The sequence below is a fragment of the Nocardioides yefusunii genome (genome assembly GCF_004014875.1).
GTDB classification, from domain to species: Bacteria; Actinomycetota; Actinomycetes; order Propionibacteriales; family Nocardioidaceae; genus Nocardioides; species Nocardioides yefusunii.
Genome location: NZ_CP034929.1, coordinates 1,806,949 through 1,829,900 on the forward strand (window position 1 = coordinate 1,806,949; position 22,952 = coordinate 1,829,900).

Consider the following 22,952-nt stretch of genomic DNA (forward strand, 5'->3'; position numbering starts at 1 on the left):
ACCGTCATTCCCTCCCGAGGTCTCGGTGGATCACCCGGACGTCCCTGCCGAGGGCGCGCAGACGGTGGGCGACCTCTTCGGTCATCGCGACGCTGCGGTGCTTGCCACCCGTGCAGCCCACCGCGATGGTCATGAACCGCTTGCCCTCGCGCAGGTAGCCCTCGGAGACGAGGTCGAGCAGGGGCAGGTAGCCGGCGAGGAACTCCTCCGCGCCAGGCTGAGACTTCACGTAGTCGGCCACGCGGGCGTCCTGACCGGTGTGCTGCTTGAGCTCGGGGATCCAGTGCGGGTTGGGCAGGAAACGCATGTCGGCGACGTAGTCGGCGTCGACCGGGATGCCGTACTTGAAGCCGAAACTGATCACGGTGGTCTTGAGGCGCGTCGACTCCGCGGAACCGAAGTGCTGGCGCACCCGCTTGGTGAGCTGGTGCACGTTGAGCGCGGTGGTGTCGATGACGAGGTCTGCTATTCCCCGCAGGGTCGCGAGGACGACGCGCTCGGCCTCGAGACCGTCGAGGAGCCGGCCGTCGCCCTGCAGCGGGTGCGGACGACGTGCGGCCTCCTGGCGACGCACGAGGACGTCGTCGGCGGCGTCGAGGTAGACGATCGTGGTGGGGCGACCGGTGGTGTGCTGGTGGCGGTGGTCGTAGACGCTCTCGAAGAACGAACCCGAACGGACGTCGACCACGACGGCGATCGGCTGCTGCCGCCCGCGGCTCTGGTCGACCAGCTTGACCACCTCGGGCACCAGGGCCGGCGGCAGGTTGTCGACCACGAAGTAGCCCAGGTCCTCGAGCTCCTTGGCCGCGGTGCTGCGCCCCGCACCGGTCATGCCGGTGATGATGACGAGCCCCGCGTCGGGGGTCTCGTCCGCGGACCTGACCTCGGGGTCCGTCACTGCGTCTGCCGGGGGCAGGGTGGCGTCGTCGGCCATCAGTCCTCCTCGATCTCTCCGGTTGCGGTGTTGACACGGGGTCCCGGTCCGGTGCCGGCGACCGCACGTGCGATCGCCTCGGCAGTGGCCGGACCGATGCCGGGGACGAGACGGATCTCGTCGACGGTGGCCGCCCTCAGCTTCTTCAACGACCCGAAGTGTCGCATGAGCGCCTTCCTCCGGACCTCTCCCAAGCCCGGCACGTCGTCGAGAACACTCTCGACCATCGCCTTGGAGCGTCGCCCGCGGTGGTGCGTGATCGCGAACCGGTGAGCCTCGTCACGGATCCGCTGCAGCAGGTAGAGACCCTCCGAGGTGCGCGGCAGGATCAGCGGGTCCTCCTCGTCCGGCAGCCACACCTCCTCGAGGCGCTTCGCGAGTCCGCACACGGGGATCTCGTCGGCCAGCCCGAGGTCGGCGAGTGCGGCTCGGGCGGCGGCGACCTGGGGCGGACCACCGTCGACGACGACGAGCCCGGGGACGTAGGCGAACTTCCGCGGACGTCCGGTGTCGGGGTCGACCAGGAGCGGACCCTCACCGCTGACGTCGCCGGAACGGTCGGCCGGGACGGCGGTGGCGCGGTCGTCGAGCATGCGTCGGAAACGCCGGGTGATCACCTCGTGCATCGAGGCGACGTCGTTCTGGCCCTCGACGTCCTTGATCACGAAGCGTCGGTACTCCGACTTGCGGGCCAGTCCGTCCTCGAAGACCACCATGGAGGCGACCACCTCGGTGCCCTGGAGGTTGGAGACGTCGTAGCACTCGATCCGCAGCGGGACGTCGTCGAGGCCGAGGGCTTCCTGGATCTCCTCCAGCGCGAGCCCTCGGGTGGTGAGGTCGCTGGCGCGCTTGGTCTTGTGCAGGACGAGCGCCTGGGCGGCGTTCTTGGCGACGGTCTCCTGCAGGGCCTTCTTGTCGCCGCGTTGGGGCACACGGACCTGGACCTTGCTGCCCTTGACCGAGGAGAGGAGTTCCTCGACGGTGTCGCGGTCGGAGGGTTCGACAGGGACGAGGATCTCGCGCGGGATGGAGTCGGGGTCGCCGGAGTAGGTCTGGATCAGGAACTCGGCGACGAGGTCGGGCACCTCGCCCTCGTCGGCGCGGTCGGCGACCCAACCGCGCTGGCCCCGGATCCGACCTCCACGCACATGGAAGATCTGGACGGCCACCTCGAGCGGGTCGTCGGCGAACGCGATCACGTCGGCGTCGGTGGCGTCGCCGAAGACGACAGCTTGCTTCTCCAGCACCTTGGCCAGGGCGCCGAGGTCGTCGCGCAGGCGGGCGGCTCGTTCGAAGTCGAGGTCGTCGGAGGCCGCGTACATCTGCTGCTCCAGGGCACTGACGAACGCGTTGGTGTTGCCGGCCATGAAGTCGCAGAAGTCGTCGACGATCGAGCGGTGCTCCTCGACGCTGACCTTGCCGACGCAGGGGGCGGCACACTTGTCGATGTAGCCGAGCAGGCACGGCCGTCCGCTCTGCTCGGCCCGTCGGAAGACACCGGTCGAGCAAGACCGCATCGGGAAGACCCGCAGGAGCAGGTCGACGGTCTCGCGGATCGCCCAGGCGTGGCTGTAGGGACCGAAGTAGCGGGTGCCCTTCTTCTTGGCACCACGCATGACCGTCACCCGCGGGTACTTCTCCCCCACCGTGACTGCCAGCCACGGGTAGGACTTGTCGTCGCGGTACTTGACGTTGAAGCGCGGGTCGTACTCCTTGATCCAGGAGTACTCCAGTTGCAGCGCCTCGACCTCGGTGCCGACGACGGTCCACTCGACGCTGGCACCGGTGGTGACCATGCTGGCCGTGCGGGGGTGGAGGTTGCCGACGTCCTGGAAGTAGTTCGCCAGACGCTGACGGAGGTTCTTGGCCTTGCCGACGTAGATGACCCGACCGTGGACGTCACGGAACCGGTAGACGCCGGGGTCGGTCGGGATGGTCCCGGGGGCGGGACGGTAGGACGCCGGATTGGCCACGGATCACTTCCTCCGTTGGTCGGGACGGATCTGCGGAACAGAGCCGGGGAGTCTCAGACGAGGGTGACCTTGCCGTCGGTGACGTCGACGTCGAACTCCTCGAGCGCCTTCTCGGCCGGGCCCTGGAGGACGGAGCCGTCGTTGAGGTCGAAGCGGCTGCCGTGGCACGGGCACTGGATGTAGCCCAGCGGCGAGGAGGCGAGGAAGCAGTGCTTGTGGGTGCAGACGCCGCTGAAGGCACGGAACTCACCCTCGGTCGGCTGGGTCACCACGGTCGCGGCACCGGCGATCACGTGGCAGCCGCCCACCGGCACGTCCTTCGCGTGGACGAGGAAGGTTCCGGGTTCGGCGCGGTCCACCTGGGTGAGCGTCGGGTCCTCGGAGGGGTTGGCGCAGGCCGCGAGGGCAGGAAGGGCGACACCGGTGGCAACGACTGCGCGACGGGAGACAGACATGTGGAACTGACCTTCTGATCTTCGGTGATCCCCCGGCAACCGGGGGTCGATGGGATGACCTGACGCGTGCGACGACGTCCCAGGTCAGTGACGACGGTACGCCCGGTGCTGTGCCCGACGCCCATCCAGAGGGCGTCGGCCGAGCCCCTGACGGACGGCTCAGACGACCCGGATCTCCCCATCGGCGACGGTGATGTCGACGGCCGTGAGCGGTCCCTTGGCGGGGCCGTCGACCACGGAGCCGTCGGTGGGTGAGAAGAACGACATGTGGCATCGGCAGGGGATGTTGCCATCCGGCGCGCTGCTCACCAGGCAGCCCTGGTGGGTGCAGACCGCACTGAACGCCTTGAACTCCCCGGCGGTGGGCTGGGTGACGACGACCTTGGGGTCCGAGAAGACCTTGCAGCTTCCGACCGGGACGTCGGAGGCCGCGCCGATCAGCTCGCCGGCCTCCACCTCGGGGGCAGCGACCTCGGTTCCACCGGTTTCGGAGCCACAGGCGGTGACGAGACCGAGGGCGGGGACCGCCGCACCGGCGGCGACCACCTGACGTCGGGAGAAGGTGGAGGACAACTGGACTCCTGGTGTGAGGTCGAAAGGGGTCAGGACCCGGCAGCGACACGCTTGGCGCTGGCGGACTTCTTCGTCGCCTTCGCCGGCTTGGCAGCCGTTCCCGGCGTTGTCGACGTTACCGGGCGCACGGTCGCCTCCCGGCCCGCGAGCAACGGCGCCAGGAAGCGTCCGGTGTGGCTCTCCGGGTGGGCCGCGATCTCCTCGGGCGTTCCCTCGGCCACCACGACACCGCCCCGCGATCCGCCTTCGGGACCCATGTCGATGAGCCAGTCGGCAGTCTTGATCACGTCGAGGTTGTGCTCGATCACCAGCACGGTGTTGCCCTGTTCGACGAGGCGCTCCAGGACGATCAGGAGCTTGCGGATGTCCTCGAAGTGCAGACCCGTGGTGGGCTCGTCGAGGACGTACAAGGTGCGTCCGGTGGACCGCTTCTGCAGTTCGGTCGCCAACTTGACGCGCTGCGCCTCACCGCCGGACAGAGTGGTGGCGGGCTGCCCGAGGCGGACGTAGCCGAGGCCGACCTCGGTGAGGGTCTTCATGTACCGCGAGATCGAGGTGACGGCCCCGAAGAAGTCGACGGCCTCCTCGATCGGCATGTCGAGGACCTCGGCGATGGTCTTGCCCTTGTAGCGGACCTCGAGCGTCTCGCGGTTGTAGCGGGCGCCGTGGCAGACCTCGCACGGGACATAGACGTCGGGGAGGAAGTTCATCTCGATCTTGAGGGTGCCGTCACCGTGGCAGGCCTCGCAGCGACCGCCCTTGACGTTGAACGAGAACCGTCCCGGCATGTACCCGCGGACCTTCGCCTCCGGCGTGGAGGCGAACAGGGTGCGGATCTTGTCGAAGACACCGGTGTAGGTGGCCGGGTTGGAGCGCGGCGTGCGCCCGATCGGCGACTGGTCGACGTGGATGATCTTGTCGACCTGGTCGACGCCCTCGATGGTGCGGTGACGTCCGGGGACCGAGCGAGCGTTGTGCAACTGCTTGGCCAGCGAGGTGTAGAGGATGTCGTTGACCAGGGTCGACTTCCCCGAACCAGACACTCCGGTGACCGCGACGAACACGCCGAGCGGGAACCGCACGTCGACGCCCTGGAGGTTGTTCTCCTTGGCGCCCCGCACGACGAGCTCGCGTCCCTTGGTCCGCGCACGACGGAACTCCGGCACGGGGATCTGACGCCGGCCCGAGAGGTAGGCGCCGGTGAGCGACTCCTCGCTCGCGAGCAGCCCCTCGAGCGAACCCGAATGCACGACATGACCGCCGTTCTCACCAGCGAGGGGGCCGATGTCGACGACCCAGTCGGCGGTGCGGATCGTGTCCTCGTCGTGCTCGACGACGATCAGGGTGTTGCCCAGGTCCTTGAGCCGCACCAGGGTCTCGATCAGACGTTCGTTGTCGCGCTGGTGCAGGCCGATGCTGGGCTCGTCGAGGACGTACAGGACGCCGACGAGTCCGGCACCGATCTGGGTGGCCAGACGGATGCGCTGCGCCTCACCACCCGACAACGACCCCGAGGGTCGGTCGAGGGAGAGGTAGTCGAGGCCGACGTCGAGCAGGAACTGGAGCCGGTCGAGGATCTCCTTGAGGACCCGTGCGGCGATCTGCGCCTCGCGCTCGCCCAGCACGAGCTCGCGGAGGAACTCAGCAGTGCCGTCGATGGTCTTCGCGCACAGTTCAGCGATGGAGAGACCGCCCAGCGTCACCGAACGGGAGACGGCCTTGATTCGGCTGCCACCGCACGCGGTGCAGGGCACCTCGCGCATGAAGCCTTCGAAGCGCTCACGGCTGGTGTCGGACTCGGCGTCGCGGTGACGACGTTCGATGTACTGGCTCACGCCCTCGAACTCGGCGTAGTAGGAGCGCTGGCGTCCGTACCGGTTGCGGGTGACGACGTGAACCTGGGTGGCGTGACCGTCGAGGATCGCCTTGCGCGCCTTGCTCGGCAGCGCTTCCCACGGGGTGTTGAGGTCGAAGCCGAGCTCTTCACCCAGGGCCCCCATCAGGCGGAGGAAGTAGTCACGCACGTGGGCACCGCTCCACGGCTGGATGGCGCCCTCACCGAGCGTCGCGCGCGGGTCGGGGACCACGAGCTCGGGGTCCATCTCCTGGGTGGTGCCGATGCCGTGGCAGGCAGGGCAGGCACCGAAGGGCGAGTTGAACGAGAACGACCTGGGCTCGATGTCGTCGGTGTCGACGATGTGGTCGTTGGGGCAGGCCATCTTCTCGGAGAACTTCATCTCCCGGCCCGGGTCCTTGGCGTCGAGGTCGACGAAGTCGAGGACGACGATGCCCTCGGCGAGGCGGAGGGCGGTCTCGACGGAGTCGGTGAGGCGCTGCTTGGCCGAGGCCTTGACCTGGAGACGGTCGACGACGGCCTCGATGGTGTGCTTCTTCTGCTTGTCCAGCTTCGGCGGGTCGTCGAGCAGGTGGGTCTCGCCGTTGACGCGGACCCGGGAGAATCCGTCGGCCTGCAACTGAGCGAAGAGGTCGACGTGCTCGCCCTTGCGTCCGCGCACGACGGGGGCGAGGACCTGGAACTTGCGTCCTTCCTCGAGTTCGAGGACCCGGTCGACGATCTGCTGCGGGGTCTGGCTCTCGATCGGCGCTCCACAGGTGGGACAGTGCGCGGTGCCGGCGCGGGCGTAGAGGAGACGGAGGTAGTCGTAGACCTCGGTGATGGTGCCGACCGTGGACCGCGGGTTCTTCGACGTGGACTTCTGGTCGATGGAGACCGCCGGAGAGAGCCCCTCGATGAAGTCGACGTCGGGCTTGTCCATCTGGCCCAGGAACTGCCGCGCGTAGGCTGAGAGCGACTCGACGTAGCGGCGCTGCCCCTCCGCGAAGATCGTGTCGAAGGCGAGGGAGGACTTGCCTGAACCGGACAGACCCGTGAAGACGATCAGGCTGTCGCGCGGCAGGTCGACCGAGACGTTCTTCAGGTTGTGCTCGCGGGCTCCACGAACGATGAGCTTCTCGATCACGACTGTCCTTGGTGTGGGGGGCAGGGACGTTCGAACGCGTTCGAACAGATGTTCGTCAGTGTATCCCCGATCGGGTCATGGGCACATCGGGTTGACGGCGTGACGTCGGACCCGTCCTGCGTCGTGGATCATGGGTCCATGAGCAGCTACGACGGTCAGGTCTCCCCCGGTGCGCCGGCGCAGACCCGTGAACTCTCCGCACTGACGATCACCAAGGTCGCGGTGGACGAGAAGATGTCCAACAACGCCTACGTCCTCACCTGTCGCGCGAGCGGCCGGCAGCTCCTGGTCGACGCGGCCGCGGAGCCCGCGACGCTGGCGCCGCTCTACGACCCCGAGCGCCTCGACGCCGTCGTCACGACCCACCAGCACTGGGACCACCACCGCGCGCTGGCCGACGTGGTGACTGCGTCATCGGCCGACGTCCTGGTCGGCGAGCCTGACGCGGATGCCGTCACCGAGCAGACCGGGGTCACGGTGACCCGTCGCCTGGAGCACGGCGACACAGTGAGCGTGGGCGAGGTGACGTTGGAGGTGATCGCAATCCGTGGTCACACTCCTGGTTCGGTCTGCCTCGTGCACCGCGACCCTGTCGACGGCGTGCACCTGTGGACGGGCGACACGCTGTTTCCCGGTGGCGTGGGTGCGACGTTCGGGGACGCGGAGAAGTTCACCCAGTTGATCGACGACGTGGAGACCCGCATCTTCGGCCACCTCGACGACGCCTGGTTCTACCCGGGTCATGGCGGCGACTCGACCTTGGCCGAGCAGCGTCCGCATCTCGCGGAGTGGCGCGCCCGCGGTTGGTGAACCACGCTCCGTCTCGCGCTGCAGCATCCGGCAGGCAGCGTCCGTCAGGCAGCGTCCGTCAGTAGGTGTAGAAGCCCTCGCCCGTCGCGACGCCCGTCTTGCCCTGGTCGATGTAGTCGCGCTTGAGGAGTGCGGCGAACTCCTGCTGGGCGGGGTTGGCCGACGCGATGTTGTAGGCGGTGACGAGACCGACGACGTCGAAGATCCGGAATGGCCCCAGCGGGGCACCCGTGGCCAGCGTCCAGGTCTTGTCGACGGTCTCGACGTCTGCGTAGCCGCCGGCCAGGAGTTCACCGGCTGCGTCCAGCAACGGCACGAGCAGTGAGTTGAGGACGTAGCCGGCCTTCTCCTTCTTCAGGACGATCGGCACCATCCCGATCTCCTCGGCGAACTCCGTGAGCGCGACGACGGCAGCCGGATCGGTGTCGGGGCCGGGCATCACCTCGGCGGTGTTGCGGATCCAGATCTGGTTCGCGAAGTGCAGGGCCAGAAACTTGTCCGGACGTCCCGTCGAGGGCGCGATGTCGGAGGGCAGCAGCGTGGAGGAGTTCGTGGCGAAGAGCGTGTGCGGGTCAGCCACCGCGGCGAGCTTGCCGTAGAGGTCCTGCTTGATGTCGAGGCGCTCCGGAACCGCCTCGATCACGAGGTCGGCGCCAGCCACCGCGTCGGCGAGGTCATGGGTGGTGCGCAGCCGTTCCAGCGTTGCCGGGAACTTCGCTTCCGCACCGGGCAGGTCGGTGCGGTAGGAGTCCTGCAGCGCTGCGAGCTTCTGCTCACCTGCCGCGACCGCATCCGTGGAGATGTCGTAGGCAGTGACCTGCTTGCCGCTGAAGGCTGCTTGGAAGGCGATCTGGGAGCCGAGGACGCCCATGCCCAGGACGGTGACGCGTTCGAGGTTGCTCATGTCTCCAGCAGACGCGAAGTCAGCACAAAAGCCGACGAGGCCCACCCTTCACGGGTGAGCCCGCCATCCTCAGGACTCCGTCACACGCATACGTCGGAAGTGAAGGTAAAGGGACCGATGAACGCTCCCTGATTCCCCGTCTGAGCAGTCGCAAATTCCACTCGGTTGGAATACTTGAGAGTGAAGCTCGAGATGGATCCGGATAGTTGGGTCACCCGAAGCTGACTTCCCACCTCGGTCACATCGTTATAAGGCGTGTTGTAACTCGGGTGATTCACGTACCAAGGCCCATTGAGGGTGTCGCCGCCGACAAGCGTGGGCGCCGTCATCGAGTAGCCCCTCGGGACCGCGGTTCGCAGGGACGCTTCGAAACTACCCGTCGAGATGATCGCGAACTCGTCATGAAACCCGCCCGTCTCGCCAACTCGTTCGGGGTGACTCGGCAGGGCCGAGTCGACATCTTGGATGAGCAAGTCAACATTTGAGACGGACTCTCCGTCACCGAAGTTGAACTCCACCGTCTGATAACCACTCGACGACTTGGCAGCCGTCTCGAAAACCTGCTGCAGTCGTAGAGTTTCCTTCAACACCAGCCCGCTGGACGTCATGAAGGTCGCCTTTTCGCCCACCTTCATGTTCAGATTCGTCACAGCTGTCATGTTCTTACCCACGAAGTTGGTTTTAATGATGACACTTCGGCTCACTGCAGTGTTGATCGATCCGTCGGACTCCAACTTGAGGGCCTGGGCCGTCCAGGTGGTGGATGGACGGCCATCGACCTGCGTCTCCGATTCCTTCTTCAACCCCGCGCGAACCCAGTCAAAGACAAACGTCGTGCACGGATGTGTTTTGCCAGGGGAGGTGGCGAAGGCCGGCGAGGCCGAAGCAATCGAGACAGCAGGAACGGACCAGGCCGCACCGGCGATGACGGCTCGACGCGAGGGGGCGGGAAGAGACATGGGAGAACTCCAGGGGACGGCGACAGTGTCGCGAAGGCATGACGAAGTACCGCTGCCGTGACAGCGGTCCGAGTAGGGCGGTCCCCGAGCGGCGCACCCGTGATGATCCAAACCGAATCCGAAACAGAAGATATACGATTTTACTGTTTAAAACTTTAGGAAAAAGGGAAGTGATGCGCATCACGCCGCCCGATTGACACCGACCCCCGCCTCTCGGTCGAGATCCGGGAAGCAGCAGTCGGGCTCCCCTCCGCACGCTGTTAGCCTGCGTGCATGAGCACCGTGGACCTCACCACCGACAACTTCGAGTCGACCATCACCGGCAACGGCATCGTCCTGATCGACTTCTGGGCCGACTGGTGCGGCCCGTGCAAGCAGTTCGCCCCCGTCTACGAAGCGGCCAGCGAGCAGCACGCCGACGTCGTCTTCGGCAAGGTGGACACCGAGGCCCAGCGCGAGATCGCAGCCATGGCGCAGATCCAGTCGATCCCCACGATCATGGCGTTCCGCGACGGCGTCCTGCTGTTCTCCCAGGCAGGCGCCCTCCCCGCCCCGGCGCTCGAGGAGCTCCTGGGCAACATCAAGGCCATCGACATGGACGACGTCCGCCGCCAGATCGCCGAGGCCGAGAACCAGGCCCAGGCCGGTGCCGAGGACGAGATCTCCATCGAGGCGTTCAAGGAGGAGCTCGAGGCGGGCGCCTACGTGCTCGACGTCCGCGAGGACGACGAGTTCGCCGCTGGTCACGTTCCCGGTGCAGTGCACATCCCGATGAACTTCGTCGGTCAGCGACTCGACGAGATCCCCGCGGGTCGCGTCCTCGTCATCTGCCGCTCGGGCAACCGCTCCGCCCGCATCACCGAACTCCTTCGTGCCCAGGGCCGCGACGCCGTCAACGTCCTCGAGGGCACCATGGGTTGGGCGCAGCGCGGCTGGCCCCTCGACCGCTGAACCACGTTCTGCACCTGACCTGAAAAGGTCACGACGCACCGCGGACCGGTGGCCCCTCGTGGGTCACCGGTCCTGCACAATCTGGGCCATGACTGCGATCGCCAGCACCGTCCCGGCAGGGCTCATGGACCTCGTCCGCGCCACCAAGGGTTTCATGCCCGAGGACGAGGGCGCTGCGATCCACCGCCACGCCCTGGCCCGACTCCCCCACGGACCCGGCCTGGAGATCGGCTCGTATTGCGGCAAGTCTGCGCTCTACTTCGGCGACGCCGCCCGCACGTGCGGCAGCACGTTCTTCACCGTCGACCACCACCACGGGTCCGAGGAGAACCAGGCCGGGTGGGAACACCACGACACCGACGTCGTCGACCCGCGCACCGGCCGGATGGACACGCTGCCGTTCCTGCGGCGCACACTGGAGGACGCCGGGCTCGAGGAGCACGTCGTCGCCGTCGTGGGGTACTCCCCCGTCGTCGCACGACACTGGCGCACCCCGCTGGCTCTGGTCTTCATCGACGGCGGCCACGCCGAGGAGCACGCTCAGGCCGACTACGAAGGGTGGGCCACGTGGGTCCAGCCCGGCGGAATCCTGGTGATCCACGACGTGTTCCAGCACCCCGAGGACGGCGGCCAGGCCCCGTACCACGTCTACCTGCGCGCCCTGGAGAGCGGCGAGTTCACCGAGATCGACGCCGTCGGTTCACTCCGGGTCCTGGAGCGGACCGCCGGTCAGGCCGGAAGCCTGACCGGCGTCGCCTGAGGCTCAGGACTGGGTGGACTGCGCGGCTCGCGAAGCCTCGCAGCCGCAGTCGAGATCGCCGACGCGCGGCATGGTCTCCCCGCGCATGATGTCGGCGCCCGGCGTCGTGCGGGAGAGCTGGTCGGCGGCCAGGATCACCGCAGCAGCGGTGTAGGTGGTCTGCTCGCCGGGCCAGTTGACCTCGTCGGGGAAGACGTACCCGGTCCAGTACGAACCGTTCTCATGACGCAGGTGCTGCATGTCGGCGAAGAGCTGCAGCGCCCGTTCCCGGTCGCCGTTGGCCTCCAACGACATCACCAGTTCGCAGGTCTCTGCTCCGGTGACCCAGGGGTTCTCCGAGACGCAGCGAATACCGAGACCCTCCTCGACGAACGTGTCCCAGCCGGGCGAGGTGCTGGCCAGCAGCACCTCGGCCTCAGGGCCGCGGACGGCGCCCCCGAGCACCGGGTAGTACCAGTCCATCGAGAACTGCTTCTTGTCCAGGAAGAGGTCGCGGTGGAAACGGAGCGCGTGCGCCAGACGGGCCGCGGCGAACTCCCACTCCGGACGCGAGTCGTCGAGCAGTCCGGCCAGTGCGAGGCCTGCCTTGAAGGCATGGTGGATCGAGGACGACCCCGCCACCAACGCCTCCGCGTTCACGCTCCCGGCCCGACCCTCGCGCCACTCCTGGGACCAGGCGATCCCACCGAACGGCAGCTGCATCCCGACCACCCAGTCCAGTCCACGGCTGACCGCGGGCCAGTAGGTCTCGACGAAGTCGCGGTCGCCCCGTACCAGCCAGTGATGCCAGATGCCGACGGCCAAGTAGGCGGACATGTTGGTCTCGGCGGATTCGTCCTCGACGACTCCCTCGACGATCTTCATCGGCCAGGAACCGTCGGGGCGTTGCAGGCCCAGGGTCCAGGCGTACGCCTTCTCGGCTGCCTCGACCTCGCCGGCCACCAGCAGTGCCATCGCAGCCTCGACGTGGTTCCAGACGTCGGTCTTGTCGCCGGGAGTCCACGGGATCGCTCCCGAGGGTTCCTGCATGGCGACGATGGAGCGAGCCGTGGCCCGCACGTCGTCGGCGCTGAGGACTCCCTCGACAGCGGGCACCGGGCACGCGGCGGTGGGCAGGTTCACGCGTCGACCGCCGGGGTCTCGGGCTTGCGGAAGTAGAGCACCATCGACTTGCCGATCATCGGGTCGAGCACCTTGCCGGCGAGCTGCAACGCCTTGGGCTGCTTCATGATCTCCCAGACCAGGAGCTTGTGGTACGCCTTGGCGAGGGGGTGGTCGTCCTTGTTCACGCCGACGGCGCACTTGATCCACCAGTAGGGCGTGTGCAGGCCGTGGGCGTAGCCCTTGCCGGTGAACTCCATGACGTCACCGGGCGTGCCGTCGTTGGGGGTGCCTGCCTTGGTGACCTTGTCGATGAGCTCGTGGTCGGTGTAGATCCGGATGTGTCCGCCGGGAGCGTTGTGGTACTCCTGCGACAGCTTCCAGTTGACGACCTCGGGCAGCCAGCGGGGAACGGTGATGGCCATCGTGCCGCCGGGGCGGAGCACGCGGACGAGTTCCTTGATCGCGTCGACGTCGTTCCAGATGTGCTCGAGCACCTCGGCACACACGATCCGGTCGAACTCCCCGTCTCCGAAGGGCAGCGCCAGGGCGTCGCCCTCCTTGACGTCGGCCTCGGCGCCCTCGGGCACCTCGCCGGCCTCCTTCATCGCGACGAAGAGGTCCTTGACGCCGGCGAGCTCGTCGACGTCCATGTCGAAGGCGACGACGTCTCCGCCGCGGCGGTACATCTCGAACGCGTGGCGTCCGGCGCCGCAGCCCATGTCGAGGACGCGGTCTCCGGGCTTCATGCCCAGGCGGTCGAAGTCAACGGTCAGCACAACTGTTCTCCCCCTCAGGCCTTCTCGGCCCGGTACTGGTCAATCACTTCGGCGTAGGCGGCGGCGGTGGCCTCGGCCACGGCACGCCAACTGAACTTGTCGATCACCCGCTGACGTCCCGCTGCTCCCATGGCGGCGCGTCGGTCGGGGTCGTCGAGGAGTTCCGCGATCGCGGCGGTGAGCTCCTCGACGTCTCCGGGAGTCACCAACGTCGCACAACTGCCGTCGGTACCCACGACCTCGGGGATGGCCCCGGCCCGGGAGACGACCAGCGGGGTCGCACACGCCATCAGTTCAGCCGTCGGCAACGAGAAGCCTTCGTAGAGCGAGGGCACGACACCGAGTTCGGCCGATCCCATGATCTTCACCAGTTCGGCGTCGCTGACGCCGTGCACGAACCGGACGTGGTCGCCGATGCCGAGCTCGTCGATGAGCTGTTCGGTGACGCCGCCCTCCTTGGGCTTGGTGACCAGCACCAACTCGAGGTCGCGCTCGGTGCGCAACTTCGCGAACGCGGCGAGCAGGGTGTTGATGCCCTTGAGGGGCGCATCGGCGCTGGCCATCGCGAGCAGGCGTCCGGGCACACGCGGCTCGGTGGGCGGCACGAACGCTTCGTCGGCACCGAGCAGCACGACCTCGATCCGGGAGGCGTCGACACCGAAGTCGGTGACGATGTCGCGCTTGGAGGACTCCGAAGGCGTGATCACCTTGCGGGCCGCGCGGGCGACCTTGCCCTGCATGTGCAGGAACGAGTACCACCGACGCAGCGAAAGGCGCTTGCGCCAGTTCGGCGCGGCAGCGAGGTCGATGCGGCGGTCGAAGGTGATCGGGTGGTGCAGCGTCGTGAGCAGCGGCAGCCCGTTCTTCTCTATGTCGAGCATGCCGTAGCCCAGGACCTGGTTGTCGTGGACGACGTCGAAGTCGTCGCGGCGGTCCTTCAACAGCTTGGCGACACGGGTGGAGAAGGTGCGGGGTTCGGGGAACGCGCCGACGCACATCGTGAGGAATTCACGGACGTCGGTCAGGTCACGGAACTCGCGCAACTTCGGCACCCGGAACGGGTCAGGTTCGCGATAGAGGTCGAGGGACGGCACCTTGGTGAGCTTCACGCCCTCGTCGAGCTCGGGGTAGGGCTGTCCGGAGAACACCTCCACCTCGTGGCCGAGAGCGACGAGCTCCCGACTGAGGTGCCGGACGTAGATCCCCTGACCGCCGCAATGAGGCTTGCTGCGGTAGGAGAGCAGAGCGATGCGCACAGGCATGCCTTCCTGACGAAGTGGTACCGGTTTGTATCACGCGTCACACGGTGGTGGCGACGAGGAACCGCCGAACGGACTCGCGAGCAACCCTCTCGTACGGAAGCAAAACATCCGTCAGCGGGTCGCTTCCATCATTTGGCGGAGCTCCTTCTTGAGGTCTCCGATCTCGTCGCGCAGACGGGCCGCGACCTCGAACTGGAGTTCAGCGGCGGCCGATTTCATCTGGTCGGTGAGCTGCTGGATCAGTTCGGCCAGATCGCTGCTGGGGATGCCCGCGGTGTCGGGGTTTCGCTCGTGCAGGGTGCCCAGTTGCGGCGTGGGGGCCACCTTCGGCTTCACACCCCCGGCCCGACCCTTCTGCCCGACGTCGGCCCAGGTCTGGAGCAGTTCCTGGGTGGTCTCGTCCTCGCGGGCGAGCATCTCGGTGATGTCTGCGATCTTCTTGCGCAGCGGCTGCGGGTCGATGCCGTGCTCGAGGTTGTAGGCCACCTGGATCTCACGACGACGGTTGGTCTCGTTGATCGCGTTCTCCATGGAGCGGGTGATCTTGTCCGCGTACATGTGCACCTGTCCCGAGACGTTGCGGGCCGCACGTCCGATCGTCTGGATCAGGGACTTGTCCGAGCGCAGGAATCCTTCCTTGTCGGCGTCGAGGATCGCCACCAGCGACACCTCCGGCAGGTCGAGACCTTCCCGGAGCAGGTTGATGCCGACGAGCACGTCGTACTCGCCCATCCGCAGTTCGCGCAGCAGGTCGATGCGCTTGAGGGTGTCGACCTCGGAGTGCAGGTAACGGGTCCGGATGCCTGCGTCGAGGAGGTAGTCGGTGAGGTCCTCGGACATCTTCTTGGTCAGGGTGGTGACCAGGACGCGTTCGTCCTTCTCGACGCGGAGCCGGATCTCGCCGATGAGGTCGTCGATCTGGCCCTGGGTGGGCTTGACGATCACCTCGGGGTCGATGAGTCCGGTGGGTCGGATGATCTGCTGGACGGCGTTCTCGGCGCCACCGATCCGGTCGAGTTCGTAGTTGCCCGGCGTCGCGGAGAGGTAGATCGTCTGGCCGATGCGTTCCAGGAACTCCTCCCAACGCAGGGGGCGGTTGTCCATCGCGGAGGGGAGCCGGAACCCGTGGTCGACCAGGTTGCGCTTGCGGGACATGTCGCCCTCGTACATGCCGCCGATCTGGGGCACCGCGACGTGCGACTCGTCGACGACGAGGACGAAGTCTTCGGGGAAGTAGTCGATGAGGGTGTTGGGGGCGGACCCGCGCGGGCGTCCGTCCATGTGCAGGGAGTAGTTCTCGATCCCCGAGCAGGACCCGACCTGACGCATCATCTCGACGTCGTAGGTGGTGCGCATCCTCAGACGCTGGGCCTCGAGCAACTTGCCCTGGCGCTCGAACTCTCCCAACCGCTCGACGAGTTCGGCCTCGATCGTGGCGATCGCCCGTTCCATGCGTTCGGGACCTGCGACGTAGTGGGTGGCGGGGAAGATGTGGATCTCCTCGTCGGTGGTGATGACGTCGCCGGTCACTGGGTGCAGCGTCATCAGACGTTCGATCTCGTCGCCGAAGAACTCGATCCGGATCGCCATCTCCTCGTACACCGGGAACACCTCCAAGGTGTCCCCGCGCACCCGGAAGGTGCCGCGGGTGAAGGCGAGGTCGTTGCGGACGTACTGGTTGTCGACGAGCTGGCGCAGCAGCAGGTCACGGTCCTGTTCCTGTCCGACCTTGAGCCGCACCATCCGGTCGACGTACTCCTGCGGCGTGCCCAGGCCGTAGATGCAGGAGACGGTGGAGACCACGATGACGTCGCGACGCGTCAGCAGCGAGTTGGTCGCGGAGTGTCGCAGTCGCTCGACCTCCTCGTTGATGGAGGAGTCCTTCTCGATGTAGGTGTCGGTCTGGGGGACGTACGCCTCAGGTTGGTAGTAGTCGTAGTAGGAGACGAAGTACTCGACCGCGTTCTCGGGGAAGAGATGACGCAGTTCGTTGGCGAACTGGGCGGCGAGGGTCTTGTTCGGCTGGAGCACCAGCATCGGGCGCTGCAGCTGCTCGGCGACCCACGCGACCGTGGCCGTCTTTCCGGTACCGGTGGCACCCAGGAGCACCACGTCCTTCTCGCCGTCGTTGATCCGCCGGGTGATCTCGGCGATCGCGGTCGGCTGGTCGCCGGAGGGCTGGTACTCCGACACCACGTCGAAGGGAGCGACGCGGCGCTCGAGGTCGGTCACAGGGCGCATGGATCGAGCCTACGTCGCCCCTCCGACACCCGTCTCCGGTGCGGAGTGGTCCAACGGCGTCGCGGCGCCGCACGTGAGGTGGCACGGTGTACCCAACATTCAGCAGGTGAGAACCTCGATTCCGTGAACAATCGCGTCACGTTCTCCTTATGTTGTCGGTCGGGTCCACCGAACGGGCCCACGCCGCGCCTCACCGCGCACGGCGCCCCAGACATCACAACCGGAGAGCCCATGGCAAGGAAGAAGCACGACGAACCGTCGTCCGCGTCCGACGTCTCGCCGTCCGAGCCCGACGGCTCCGCGGACGTCCTCCAGGACCTCGCGTCCCCGGGGGACTCCCCCTCCCGCGCCCCTTGGTACCAGATCTCCGGCTGGCGACTGCGCAACAAGATTGCGCTCTCCCTGGCCTTCCCGATGATCGCCGCGTCCTGGTTCGCCACCGACAAGGCGATCGAGTCCTACCTCGTCCAGCAGTCCCACGAGGCGACCGCCGAGCAGGTCCGAGTCCTCGCGCCCGCTCTCGACTTCCTCTACGCGGCCGAGAACTCCTACGTCCAGACGCTGCACACCGAGGTCGGCTCGCCCGAGCGTCTCGCTGCCGTCGACGAGGTCACCCAGACCGCCCAGGCACTCGCCGCGGTCCAGGGCAGCGACGCCCTCGACGAGAACCAGCGCTCGAAGATCAACACCCTGCTGGCCTGGTCCGAGCAGTTGCAGGACCCCGCAGCCCGCCGTGTCACCACCGCGACCACGTCGCAGGCGACCCAGCTCCACAACGCGGTCCAGGACTACTACCAGACCATCGTCGCCGGCCAGGTCGTCCCCGAGGCGTCGCTGCAACAGATCGCGTTCGTGATGGACGGCCACTTCGGCCTGACCATGCAGCGCATCTACACCGAGCCTGACAGCACCAAGATCCGCAACCAGACCGAGTTGCTGCAGTGGATCGGCATCGAACGCGGCGCGATCGACTCCCTCGTCGACGCCCGCCCCGCCGGTGACCCCGACGCCACCAGCCTCACCTCGCAGAACGTCCAGCGCCCGCCCGTCGTGGCTCAGGGCAACGGCGAGTTGCGCTACACCCCGGCACTCGACCTCTACAATTCCATCAACCGCGTCGCCGTCGACGAGGCCCTCGCGGCTCTCGACGAGAACGCTGCCGAGGCCCGTGCCAAGGCGCTCCTCAACATGGCCATCCTGCTCGGCTCACTGGCCGTCACGATGCTGCTCGCCTGGCTGATCGCCCGCCTCATCGTCAACCCGGTCCGCCGGGTGCGCGACGGCGCGCTGAACGTCGCCAACGACGCCCTCCCCCGAGCGGTCGCCCAGATCCGTGCCGGCGAGGAGCCGGACGCGATCATCCCGATCGACGTCACCACCGACGAGGAGATGGGCCAGCTGGCCCGCGCCGTGGACGACCTGCACCGCGCCGCCGTCGGCCTCGCCTCGGGTGAAGCACGACTGCGCTCCCAGGTCGGCGAGATGTTCGTGACGCTCTCGCGCCGCAACACCTCGCTCATCAACCAGCAGCTCGGCCTGATCGAGGAGCTGGAGCGCGACGAGCAGGACCCGCGTCGTCTCGAGAGCCTGTTCCGTCTCGACCACCTCGCGGCCCGCATGCGTCGTACCGCCGAGTCGCTCGTCATCCTGTCCGACGCCCCGGTGCGTCTGCGTGACGCCGCTCCGCTCTCGGTCACCGACTCCCTGCAGGCAGCCACCGCTGGCGTGCAGGAGTACCAGCGAGTCGAGCTCCGTGGTGCCACCACCACACAGATCGTCGGCGCTGCCGCGAACGACGTGGTCCACCTGCTCACCGAGCTCATCGACAACGCTCTCTCGTTCTCCCCGCCGACCGCTCCGGTCCAGGTGAGCACCACCACCGACGGCAGCTCCGTCACGATCGCCATCTCCGACGGCGGTCTCGGCATGCCGGCCGACATGCTGCGCCAGCTCAACGAGATGCTCGCCCAGCAGGTCGGCGTCACCCCTGACGCCGCACGTCGGATGGGTCTCTTCGTGGTCTCGCGTCTCGCGCGCCGCCACGATCTCGGCGTCTCCCTCAGCGAGAACGGCCGCGGCGGCGTCACCGCCACCGTGGTGATCCCTGCCGCCCTGATCGTGGGTGCCACGCCGACGCTCACCACGCCGAACGCGGCCCCCGCGGCCGGGCTGCCCGCACCCGTGCTCAACGCCCCCGTGAACGACGCCCCCGTCTTCGACGCTCCGGACGCGCTGAGCGCCCCTGTTGCCGACGAGGCCGCCGCGGTGGCCCCGCTGGCATCGGTCGACATGTTCGCCCCGCTCGCCGACGAGGCCAAGGCCTCTGCTCCGGTCCAGGCCGAGCCGTTCAAGGCCCAGCCGGTCAGGGCGCCAGCCGCACGCACCGCACCGGACCCGCTCAGTGACCCGCTGACGGACCCGCTGACGGACCCGCTGCCACCGCTCCCCGTAGCCGACAAGGCTCCTGCCCCGTCACCGTTCGGTGGGCTGCTGCCCAAGCGCCGTCCCGGCGCGACTGTGCCCGACCGTACGGCTGCTGTGAACCCGATGGGCGACTCGCTCTTCGGTGGAGGCGACAAGCCGAGCGGTGGACTGTTCTCCCGCAGCGAGAACGCCCCCGCCTCCCCGGCTCCTGCCGCCGACCCGCTCTCGGACCCGATCGTCGAGCAGGTCGCCGAGCCGGCTGTCGAGCAGGTCGCCGAGCCGGCTGTCGAGGAAACGGCGGTGCCTGAGGCAGAGATCGTCCCGCTCGTCGCCTGGACCCCGTCCACGCTCACCGAGGACCTGACCCCGGCCACGGGCCACTTCAACCACGAGGCCACCCCGGTGGCCGAGGAAGCCGCTGAGCAGCGGGGCGACGAGGAGCGGGTCGTGGAGCCGGAGACCCCGGCCACCCGGGCGTCCGTCTCGTCGCTGGAGCTTCCGCCCCTGGCGTTGCGCGCCACCCATGCCGACGTCGACGAGCCGGTCACCCCGGCCACCACCGACAACAGCGTGAGCATGTTCGGTGACGTTGGCGCCGACACCCGCACCCTGCCGGTCCGTGACCCCCAGGACAACCCCGTCGCGGCCGCCCGGATGGGCATGTTCAACGCACTCGCCAAGGGCTCCGCACGCGCCGAGCGTTCGTCCTTGACCGACACGACCGCCTCCCCGCAGTCCGCCGCAGCCCCGGCTGGCGACGGCACTCAGGGCGAGGAGCACGACGGGGAGGCCCCGTCGTCCTGGCTCAGCGGCCAGGGAACCGGTTTCGTGAACAGCTCCGCCGACGCCGGCTGGGCCGCAGCGGAGCAGGTCGCCAAGCACGTTGAGACCCGCAGGACCGAGGCCGGCCTCCCCCAGCGTCGCCCCGGTCAGCGACTGGTCCCGGGAGCAGTCGCTCCCACCCGGACCACGCCGCCGCGCGACCCCGAAGCAATTCGTCGCCGACTCGCGTCCCACGCAGCCGGCGTCTCCCGCGGACGGACCGCCACCGTCACTCCCACCACCCCTGCACAGGAAGAAGGCCAGTCATGACCACCGACACCTCCAACGCGGATTCGGGCCTGAACTGGATCGTCAGCAAGTTCATCGCCGAGGTCCCCGGTACCGCACACGCGGTCCTGGTCTCGGCCGACGGCCTGCTGATGGCCGCCAGCGACCGACTCCCCGCCGACCGCGCCGAGCAGGTCGCGGCCGTCTCGTCCGGTCTGGCCTCCCTGGCCGTGGGCGCCTCGCGGCTCTTCGAGGGCGGACCGGTCCTGCAGACCGTCATCGAGATGGAGCTGGGCTACCTGCTGCTCATGAGCGTGGGCGACGGTTCCAACCTGGCCGTCCTCACCCAGGACTCCGCCGACATCGGTCAGGTCGGCTACGAGATGGCGCTCCTGGTGGACCGCGTGGGTCGCATGGTCCAGGCACAGGCCCGCGTCCCCCTCCCCACCGTCTGAGATGTCCCCCGTGCCCACCCATGACCCAGACTGGGAGGACGCTCCGGCCCCGCGGATCGTCCGTCCCTTCACGATCACCGCAGGACGTACCCGTCCCAAGGTCGATCTGCCGGTCGAGGCGACCCTCCGCCTGGAGGAGCACGCCAAGGACCGAGCCTGGCCCAGCGCGGCCGTGGCCCACGTCGTCGACGTGTGCCACCTCCGCTCCGTGGCCGAGGTCTCAGCCCTCGTCTCCATGCCCATCGGCGTGGTCCGTGTGCTCCTCGCCGACCTCGTCGAAGCCGGCCACGTGGCCGTCCAGAACACTCTCACCGACAAGTCCTCCAGTGACGAGCGTCGGGATCTGATCGAAAGGACCCTCCGTGGACTTCGCGCCTTCTAACACCCGCGGCGCCGCGTCGACCAAGATCGTCGTCGCCGGCGGCTTCGGCGTCGGCAAGACCACCTTGGTCGGCTCCGTCTCCGAGATCGACCCACTGCGAACCGAGGCACTCGTCACCGGCGAGTCCGAAGGCATCGACGACCTGTCGGCAGTACCCTCCAAGGCGACCACCACGGTCGCCATGGACTTCGGTCGCATCACCCTCGGCGAGGACCTGATCCTCTACCTGTTCGGCACGCCGGGCCAGAAGCGGTTCTGGTTCATGTGGGACGACCTGTGCCTGGGCGCCATCGGCGCCATCGTGTTGGTCGACACCAACCGTCTGGACGAGGCGTTCTCGCCGCTGGACTACTTCGAGGAGAAGGGGCTGCCCTTCATCGTCGCGCTGAACCAGTTCGACTCCGGCCCGCAGTACGAGCTCGAGCAGGTCCGCGAGGCCCTCGCCCTGGCCCCGCACGTGCCGATGATGCGGATCGACGCCCGCGACCGCGACTCCGCAAAGAGTGCCCTCATCCGGGTCACCGAGTACGCCCTCGAGCGCCTCGCCGCCCAGGTGCCCGTGAGCTGATCACACCTGCGTGACCACGGACTTCACCTCCGTGACGAACGAGGCCCCCGACCGGATCGGCGGTTTCAAGGGGTCATCGCAACACCGACCGGTTTCTTAGCTGGTGAGTAGAACACGCAGACGCTCGGCTGGGGTATCCCAGCCGAGCGTTTTGCGTGGACGGCCATTGAGTTTCTGCGCGACGTGCTCCAGATCCTCTGGCCCGTACATCGACAGATCGGTTCCCTTGGGGAAGTACTGACGCAGGAGCCCGTTGGTGTTCTCGTTGCTCCCGCGCTGCCACGGTGACGCGGGGTCACAGAAGTACACCGGCACACCCGTGGCAATCGTGAACTGCTTGTGGCCTGCCATTTCCGCGCCCTGGTCCCAGGTCAACGATCCCCGCAGGTGCGCCGGCAACGTCTCGATCTGGGCCGTCAACGCGTCCCTGACCTCTTCAGCGGTGTGCCCGTTCGGCAGGTGCAGCAACATGACGTAGCGGGTGGTGCGTTCGACCAGGGTCCCGATCGCGGTCTTGTTAAACGCGCCCGTGATCAGATCGCCCTCCCAGTGTCCCGGGACCGCACGATCAGCAACCTCAGCAGGACGCTCACTGATCATGACCATCGGATCAACAAACCTGCTCGTGCGTTGGTTCGGATCGCGGTGCGGTTTGCGGCGCGTGCGTCCGGTCCGGATGGCGGCTTGGACTTCCTTCTTGAGCCCGCCACGGGCCTGGAAGTACAGCGCCTGGTAGATCGTTTCGTGGCTCACGCGCATGGCCTGGTCATCGGGATGCTCCTTGCGAAGGGCGTTACTGATCTGCTCAGGCGACCACTCCTGGCGCAGTCCCTGGGACACGAATTCACGCAGCGGACCGTCGAGCAACAGTTTGCGAGTCTTGGGTCTCGGCCGGCGTGCAGCCGACGCCCGTTGGGCAGCGTACGGCCGATACACACCCGACACCGTGTTGGCCGCGATCTCCCGGGTGATGGTCGACGGTGCACGCCCCAACCGGCGAGCGACCTCGCGACGTGAACGCCCCTCGCTCAACAGGTCACGGATCCGCTCGCGATCAGCCAGCGACAGAAACCGCGGGTGTAACGGCTTCTCGACAACACTCAACACAGGGGCCACACATCCCATAGTGGTCCGCCGGCTCGTGTAGTCCACACGGCGTCCATCGGGATAGATCCGCACGTTGGCCCCACCGCTGTGGCGGACACCGTGATCCCAGTCCTGCGCGGTGCGCACGTGCACCCCGACTCGGGAAGCGGCCTCCCGGCGCGACACCCCGGAACGCCGCAACTCCTCGTACAACACGCGCCCCGGATGCCCCGGCCGCACCGCCACCGAACGCCGACCCGCGCGACGAGCCAGGCCAGCCGCTGTGTGCCGGTTCAGCCCGACA

At 67.7% G+C, this 22,952-nt stretch carries 18 protein-coding genes and 2 pseudogenes; 8 read left to right on the plus strand and 12 right to left on the minus strand.

Going from position 1 to position 22,952, the window contains the following annotated elements; genetic code table 11:
• Window positions 1-4: 4 nt before the first annotated feature.
• The 5 genes from rapZ to uvrA all read right to left on the minus strand — a co-directional run bounded on the left by rapZ (window position 5) and on the right by uvrA (window position 6,916).
• Window positions 5-934 (minus strand): RNase adapter RapZ, encoded by a 930-nt coding sequence (gene rapZ, locus EOV43_RS08230; RefSeq protein ID WP_128220862.1) that lies wholly within the window; start codon window positions 932-934, stop codon window positions 5-7.
• Complete coding sequence (gene uvrC, locus EOV43_RS08235) at window positions 934-2,907, minus strand: excinuclease ABC subunit UvrC (protein WP_128220863.1); 1,974 nt, start codon at window positions 2,905-2,907, stop codon at window positions 934-936. Before uvrC ends, rapZ begins: the two co-directional genes overlap by 1 nt.
• A 53-nt stretch (window positions 2,908-2,960) precedes the next feature.
• Window positions 2,961-3,362 (minus strand): Rieske (2Fe-2S) protein, encoded by a 402-nt coding sequence (locus tag EOV43_RS08240; protein WP_128220864.1) that lies wholly within the window; start codon window positions 3,360-3,362, stop codon window positions 2,961-2,963.
• A 159-nt stretch (window positions 3,363-3,521) separates the two neighbouring features.
• The gene (locus tag EOV43_RS08245) at window positions 3,522-3,935 is read right to left on the minus strand and encodes a Rieske (2Fe-2S) protein (protein ID WP_128220865.1); all 414 of its coding nucleotides are present in this window, start codon (window positions 3,933-3,935) and stop codon (window positions 3,522-3,524) included.
• Between the two features lie 29 nt (window positions 3,936-3,964).
• On the minus strand, window positions 3,965-6,916 hold the full coding sequence (gene uvrA, locus EOV43_RS08250) for an excinuclease ABC subunit UvrA (protein ID WP_128220866.1): 2,952 nt from the start codon (window positions 6,914-6,916) through the stop codon (window positions 3,965-3,967).
• Between the two features lie 138 nt (window positions 6,917-7,054).
• On the opposite strand from uvrA, the gene EOV43_RS08255 reads away from it, so the two are divergent.
• Window positions 7,055-7,726, plus strand: a complete 672-nt coding sequence (locus EOV43_RS08255; protein WP_128220867.1) for an MBL fold metallo-hydrolase — start codon at window positions 7,055-7,057, stop codon at window positions 7,724-7,726.
• Between the two features lie 58 nt (window positions 7,727-7,784).
• Here EOV43_RS08255 and EOV43_RS08260 read toward each other — a convergent pair whose 3' ends face one another.
• Together EOV43_RS08260 and EOV43_RS08265 are read right to left on the minus strand one after the other, a co-directional pair.
• Entirely contained in the window at window positions 7,785-8,630 is an 846-nt protein-coding gene (locus tag EOV43_RS08260) for a 3-hydroxyacyl-CoA dehydrogenase (protein WP_128220868.1), read from the minus strand.
• 80 nt (window positions 8,631-8,710) lie between these two features.
• A complete protein-coding gene (locus EOV43_RS08265) occupies window positions 8,711-9,589 on the minus strand; it encodes a hypothetical protein (protein WP_128220869.1) in 879 nt (292 codons plus the stop codon).
• Window positions 9,590-9,862: 273 nt separating this feature from the next.
• On the opposite strand from EOV43_RS08265, the pseudogene trxA reads away from it, so the two are divergent.
• The 3 genes and pseudogenes from trxA to EOV43_RS08275 all read left to right on the plus strand — a co-directional run.
• Window positions 9,863-10,225: pseudogene (trxA, locus tag EOV43_RS15585) on the plus strand (thioredoxin); the annotation flags it as partial.
• A gap of 45 nt (window positions 10,226-10,270) precedes the next feature.
• Window positions 10,271-10,540: pseudogene (locus EOV43_RS15700) on the plus strand (rhodanese-like domain-containing protein); the annotation flags it as partial.
• Window positions 10,541-10,628: 88 nt separating this feature from the next.
• Complete coding sequence (locus EOV43_RS08275) at window positions 10,629-11,300, plus strand: class I SAM-dependent methyltransferase (protein ID WP_206611295.1); 672 nt, start codon at window positions 10,629-10,631, stop codon at window positions 11,298-11,300.
• 3 nt (window positions 11,301-11,303) lie between these two features.
• Here EOV43_RS08275 and EOV43_RS08280 read toward each other — a convergent pair whose 3' ends face one another.
• From EOV43_RS08280 to uvrB, 4 genes are all read right to left on the minus strand, one after another.
• The gene (locus EOV43_RS08280; protein ID WP_239022027.1) at window positions 11,304-12,422 is read right to left on the minus strand and encodes a prenyltransferase/squalene oxidase repeat-containing protein; all 1,119 of its coding nucleotides are present in this window, start codon (window positions 12,420-12,422) and stop codon (window positions 11,304-11,306) included.
• Window positions 12,419-13,180, minus strand: coding sequence for a class I SAM-dependent methyltransferase (locus EOV43_RS08285; protein ID WP_128220871.1), 762 nt, complete (start codon window positions 13,178-13,180; stop codon window positions 12,419-12,421). Before EOV43_RS08285 ends, EOV43_RS08280 begins: the two co-directional genes overlap by 4 nt.
• Before the next feature lie 14 nt (window positions 13,181-13,194).
• Entirely contained in the window at window positions 13,195-14,442 is a 1,248-nt protein-coding gene (locus EOV43_RS08290; protein ID WP_239022028.1) for a glycosyltransferase family 4 protein, read from the minus strand.
• Window positions 14,443-14,553: 111 nt separating this feature from the next.
• Window positions 14,554-16,683, minus strand: coding sequence for an excinuclease ABC subunit UvrB (gene uvrB / locus EOV43_RS08295; protein WP_128220872.1), 2,130 nt, complete (start codon window positions 16,681-16,683; stop codon window positions 14,554-14,556).
• A 231-nt stretch (window positions 16,684-16,914) separates the two neighbouring features.
• Here uvrB and EOV43_RS08300 point away from each other — a divergent pair, with 231 nt between their 5' ends.
• From EOV43_RS08300 to EOV43_RS08315, 4 genes are read left to right on the plus strand one after another with little or no spacing between them, the layout of a single operon-like run.
• A complete protein-coding gene (locus tag EOV43_RS08300; protein WP_128220873.1) occupies window positions 16,915-20,199 on the plus strand; it encodes an ATP-binding protein in 3,285 nt (1,094 codons plus the stop codon).
• A complete protein-coding gene (locus EOV43_RS08305; protein ID WP_128220874.1) occupies window positions 20,196-20,612 on the plus strand; it encodes a roadblock/LC7 domain-containing protein in 417 nt (138 codons plus the stop codon). Before EOV43_RS08300 ends, EOV43_RS08305 begins: the two co-directional genes overlap by 4 nt.
• A 10-nt stretch (window positions 20,613-20,622) precedes the next feature.
• Window positions 20,623-20,994 (plus strand): DUF742 domain-containing protein, encoded by a 372-nt coding sequence (locus EOV43_RS08310; protein ID WP_239022029.1) that lies wholly within the window; start codon window positions 20,623-20,625, stop codon window positions 20,992-20,994.
• Entirely contained in the window at window positions 20,975-21,562 is a 588-nt protein-coding gene (locus EOV43_RS08315; protein WP_128220876.1) for a GTP-binding protein, read from the plus strand. Before EOV43_RS08310 ends, EOV43_RS08315 begins: the two co-directional genes overlap by 20 nt.
• 96 nt (window positions 21,563-21,658) lie before the next feature.
• On the opposite strand, the gene EOV43_RS08320 is transcribed toward EOV43_RS08315, so the two are convergent.
• A complete protein-coding gene (locus EOV43_RS08320; RefSeq protein WP_128222061.1) occupies window positions 21,659-22,834 on the minus strand; it encodes an IS30 family transposase in 1,176 nt (391 codons plus the stop codon).
• Window positions 22,835-22,952: the final 118 nt, after the last annotated feature.

Bases quoted from the DNA above. Each gene is read 5' to 3' on its own strand.
- rapZ (WP_128220862.1), bottom strand. From the start codon at position 934: ATGGCCGACGACGCCACCCTGCCCCCGGCAGACGCAGTGACGGACCCC.
- EOV43_RS08240 (WP_128220864.1), bottom strand. From the start codon at position 3,362: ATGTCTGTCTCCCGTCGCGCAGTCGTTGCCACCGGTGTCGCCCTTCCT.
- EOV43_RS08255 (WP_128220867.1), top strand. From the start codon at position 7,055: ATGAGCAGCTACGACGGTCAGGTCTCCCCCGGTGCGCCGGCGCAGACC.
- EOV43_RS08260 (WP_128220868.1), bottom strand. From the start codon at position 8,630: ATGAGCAACCTCGAACGCGTCACCGTCCTGGGCATGGGCGTCCTCGGC.
- EOV43_RS08265 (WP_128220869.1), bottom strand. From the start codon at position 9,589: ATGTCTCTTCCCGCCCCCTCGCGTCGAGCCGTCATCGCCGGTGCGGCC.
- EOV43_RS08275 (WP_206611295.1), top strand. From the start codon at position 10,629: ATGACTGCGATCGCCAGCACCGTCCCGGCAGGGCTCATGGACCTCGTC.
- EOV43_RS08290 (WP_239022028.1), bottom strand. From the start codon at position 14,442: ATGCCTGTGCGCATCGCTCTGCTCTCCTACCGCAGCAAGCCTCATTGC.
- uvrB (WP_128220872.1), bottom strand. From the start codon at position 16,683: ATGCGCCCTGTGACCGACCTCGAGCGCCGCGTCGCTCCCTTCGACGTG.
- EOV43_RS08300 (WP_128220873.1), top strand. From the start codon at position 16,915: ATGGCAAGGAAGAAGCACGACGAACCGTCGTCCGCGTCCGACGTCTCG.
- EOV43_RS08305 (WP_128220874.1), top strand. From the start codon at position 20,196: ATGACCACCGACACCTCCAACGCGGATTCGGGCCTGAACTGGATCGTC.